General features: G+C 73.3%; 4 protein-coding genes. 2 read left to right on the top strand and 2 right to left on the bottom strand.

Annotated features, from left to right (window positions below):
• Positions 1-97: 97 nt before the first annotated feature.
• Positions 98-445, bottom strand: coding sequence for a DUF4234 domain-containing protein (locus tag DZF91_RS27025; RefSeq protein WP_199486921.1), 348 nt, complete (start codon positions 443-445; stop codon positions 98-100).
• A 420-nt stretch (positions 446-865) separates the two neighbouring features.
• On the opposite strand from DZF91_RS27025, the gene DZF91_RS40455 reads away from it, so the two are divergent.
• Positions 866-1,015, top strand: coding sequence for a hypothetical protein (locus DZF91_RS40455; RefSeq protein WP_158588057.1), 150 nt, complete (start codon positions 866-868; stop codon positions 1,013-1,015).
• 134 nt (positions 1,016-1,149) lie between these two features.
• On the opposite strand, the gene DZF91_RS27020 is transcribed toward DZF91_RS40455, so the two are convergent.
• On the bottom strand, positions 1,150-2,076 hold the full coding sequence (locus DZF91_RS27020; RefSeq protein ID WP_117359982.1) for a glycoside hydrolase domain-containing protein: 927 nt from the start codon (positions 2,074-2,076) through the stop codon (positions 1,150-1,152).
• 269 nt (positions 2,077-2,345) lie between these two features.
• On the opposite strand from DZF91_RS27020, the gene DZF91_RS27015 reads away from it, so the two are divergent.
• A partial coding sequence (locus DZF91_RS27015; protein WP_117359981.1) for a sigma-70 family RNA polymerase sigma factor occupies positions 2,346-3,929 on the top strand: 1,584 nt, incomplete at its 3' end.

Genomic DNA, 3,929 nt, shown 5'->3' with positions numbered 1-3,929 from the left:
CTCCCGGGCCGCGGCGGCCCGTCCGTTCGGGGCCGGTGGGCGGCGGGCGGTGCGCGGCGCGCGTCAGGTCGCGCGCCGGACCCGCCCGACCGCCGGATCAGCGCTGGGCGATCTTGTTGAGCTCGTTCTGGTAGTAGAGCGGGCCGAAGCCGAAGATCACCAGCAGGATGCCGAGGCCGTTGCTGAAGCTGGGCTGGCGGCCGGCGCGGCGCTGCGCCTCCGCGAGGCCCGTGCCGAACTTGATCAGCACGATCAGCGGCCAGATGCCGAGCGTGAGCCAGCCGAACAGCACCGAGAGCAGGGCGGAGCCCCCGCTGGACGCGCCGTTCTGGGGGAAGGTGCGGTTGAGCTCGTCGTGGATCTTGTAGATCCAGACGAAGCCGTAGATGCCGAGCGTGATGATGGGCAGGCCCAGCCAGACGGCGAAGATGTTGCGCTGCTTCACGGTGCGGATTCCTCCGGTGACATGTCGTCGACCTGCCGTTCGCGTGTGCGACGCGGGGCTGGGCAGGCGTAACGTCGGGGGTCCCGCGAACCATGGGTGATTCGCGGAGTACGACACCCTTCCGTAGATCGACGCGCCATGCTGCGGATTTGCCGGAATTGCCCGCGGGTAGCCGAAACTGACATGACCTCGTCACCGTCCGGTGTCCGGACGGTCATCTGGCCCGGACGACGACGGTCCCGGCCCCTCCGGACGGCGAGCCTGACGAGGGCCGTCCGCGCACCGAGCCGGCCCTCGGTCGTCCGCGCGGCGAGCCGCGTGCCGTCGGCACTCCGTTGAAGCGCCACGTGCCGTCGGCACTCGGTAAAGCGCCGCGCGCCCCGCCGACCCGATCCCGCGCCGCCACTAGGCTGGGCCGCCGTGACCGTTTCAAGCGATCTTGACGGCGCGACGCGCGCCGACCTGTCCTGCTGCCCGATGTGCGGAACCCTCGTGCGCGAGGTCGATCCCGCCGGGGACGACCTGCTGGCGCTCAGGCCCTGCGGCTGCGTGGTCGAACGCAGCGGCTGACCCGCTTCCACCGTCCCGGCGCCGCGACCACGGCCCGCGTTGACCGCTGCGGGTTGACCGCTCCGTGGTCGCGGTCCCAGTGGTCGCGGCTCCGTGGTCGCGGCTCCGTGGTCGCGGCTCCGTGAGGCGGACGGTCAGGTGCAGTCCCAGGCGACGTTGACCCGCCCGTCGTCGAGGCGCTGCACGGACACGCCGTCCGTGCTCTTCGGGTCCTTGAACTGGACGACCACCTTCGCCTTGGTGCTGTCCACGGTCAGCTGGTCGATGGACCAGCCGTTCTTGTCGTGCACCGCGATGCGCAGGCGCGCGGGCGGCAGCTGCTGCAGTCCGTTGTCGCAGAGGAAGCCGATCGACGTCGCCCCGCCGCGCGGCAGGGAGATCGGGGTGACGGCGTTCGCGCCGTTGATGAGCTGGCCGTAGGGCATGTCGTCCTCTTCCGTCGCAGGGGGCGGCGTCGGGGCCGGCGGCGTCGGGCTCACGCCGACGCGCCACTGGCCGTAGTCGGTGTGGACGGCGCGGTCGTAGTCGACGCCGACGCCGTTCACGCGATGGTCGTTGGAGTACTGCTGGAGCTGCGCGCGCTTGTCCCAGCGCCCGCCCGACCAGGCGTACGTCTGCCAGCCCCAGCGGATCTTCCCCGCGTCGAAGGCGCGCTTGACCGGGCCGTATCCGCCGTACAGGCCGACGCGGGCGCGGCCGATGACGGCGGCGCAGCCGTCCAGGTAGGCGTTGATCGCCGCCTGCTGGCCGGACGACGCGTCGAAGTCGACGGCGAAGTAGATGGGCCGGTCGGCGGGCATGCCGCAGGCGCGGGCCTGCTGGGCGGCGGCGGTCGCGTCCGCGATGCCCGCGGAGCGGCCGGCGAGGGCGCGGGAGGCCGTGCTCTCCCACACGACCACGAGCCACAGCCCGGCGCGCGACAGCTGGTCGGCCTCGGCGCGGGTCAGGTTCTTCCCGGACGAGTCATGCGAGAGGTACCGGCAGACGAACTTGGCGCCGGCGCTCTTCAACGCGCTGGGACCGGGGCGTCCCCAGGCGTAGTCGACGCCGAAGATGCTCACCTCGGCTCCCTCCGTCCCTGTGTGGTTGTCGGGGGGTGTCCACTGCCCCGGCGGGCGGGGCGATCAGAGGGCACTGTGCCATGTTCACCGCCAGGCTTCAGCCGAAACGACCGAGTGGCCCGTTTCACAGCGATAGGGAAACCCCTGCGCGGCGATTTTTCACGGGTTCGAATGGTGCTGAAGGGGTTCGCGGGTGTATCCAGAGTGGGCCCTATTGTCCGGTCGTCCCGTGGCGTGCGGGGCCCCGTTCGTTCGCTGCGGGAGAGCACATGCCCAGGTGGTCACCGCCCGACGTCGCGACGCGTCGCCTGGTCCGCAGGCTGAACGACGGCGACGCCGACGCCCTGGCCATGCTCTACGACGCCTACGCGGAGCGTCTTTTCGACTATGCCGCCGCGATGACCGGCGACTTCCGGGCCGCCGACGAGATCGTGCACGACGCGCTCGTGGACGCCTGGCGGCGCGTCCCGCGCATCCGCGACCACGCCAACCTGCGGATCTGGCTGTACGGCGCGGTCCGCCGCCGCTGCCTCCAGCGCGGCCACGCCCCCGAGCTGCGCTGGGAGCCGGACCGCCCGTTCCGCTCCCCGTACCAGCGCCGGGCCCGCCGCGCCGACGCGCGCCCGAGCGCCGTCCTGCCGCCCACGTCCGAGCTGCGCGCGCTGCTGGAGTCGGCCGTCAACCGGCTGGACGCGAGCGACCGCGAACTCCTCCTGCTGACCGTCCGGCACGGGCTCCACCCCTCCGAGCTGGGCCTTCTCTGGGGACTGTCCGGGCGGCGGGTCTCCGGCCTCGCCGGCTCGGCGCGCGCGGAACTGGAGAGCGCCCTTCGCGACTCCCTCGCCGCCGCCGCGAACGACTGCGCGACAGGACGGACGACAGCACGGCGTGCGGAGCAGACGCCGGAACGGACGGCAGGACGGAGTACGGAACGGACGCCGGAACGGACGGCAGCACGGAGTGCAGAACGGACGCCGGAACGGACGGCGAAACGGGCGACGGAGCAGAACGCGCGCGGAAATCCGGCTCAATGTCCCTCCGCTTCTGCCGATAAGCAGGCGTCTCCGGCGGAAAGCGCCGTAGCGCGAACGTCGGCCTCCGAGTCGGCGAACTGGTCACCCGCGCCGGAAAGCGAACAGAACGCGCACGAGGCGATGCCGCGGGCGTCCCACGGCACGCGGCGGCGCGGTTCCGGAAGTGGTGACGGGGTGGCCGTGGATGTCGCGGCGCGCACGGCTCCCGGCTCCGGACGCGGACGGCACGCGGCGGCGCCCGCGACGCGGACCAGGTCCAGGGTCGTGGTGGTCCCGGGCGGACGGCGCTCCGCGTCCGAAGCCGTCCACGCGGACGTCATCGACAGCGCGCTCGACGAGCACATCCGGGCGTGCGGCGCGTGCCGGGCGCGCGGTCAGGTGCGTGCCGCCGGGCTGCTGGTGCTCGCGCCCGCGCCGGAACCGAGCGAGGCGCTGCGCCGACGCGTCCTGCACACGGCGACGGACCCCGAGCTGGCCGGATACCGCACCGACATCGCCGCGCGCGGCGGCGCGCTGACCCCCGAGGGCCTGCCGACGCAGCCGGACGTCGCGTCCCCGTACGCGCGCCGCTGGATGTTCGCGACGGGCGGGATCGGCGGGGCGCTGCTCACCGCGCTCGCCGCCATCCTGTTCATGGGGTCGCAGCTCGGCGTCCCGACGTTCGACTGGCCGCTGCGTCCGCTGCCCTCGATCACCCCGACGTCGCCGCCGCAGTCGACCGGGCGCGACGGCCGTCCGCAGGCCCGCGGCCCGGCGGGGAGCGGCGGCGGGCAGCCGCCGTCACCCCAGTTCGGCGACCCGTCCCGGCCGCCCGCCGTT

Origin of the sequence: Actinomadura logoneensis, from assembly GCF_003428695.1 — a bacterium.
Lineage (GTDB): Bacteria > Actinomycetota > Actinomycetes > Streptosporangiales > Streptosporangiaceae > Spirillospora > Spirillospora logoneensis.
This window is presented reverse-complemented; position numbering and strand designations above follow the sequence as displayed.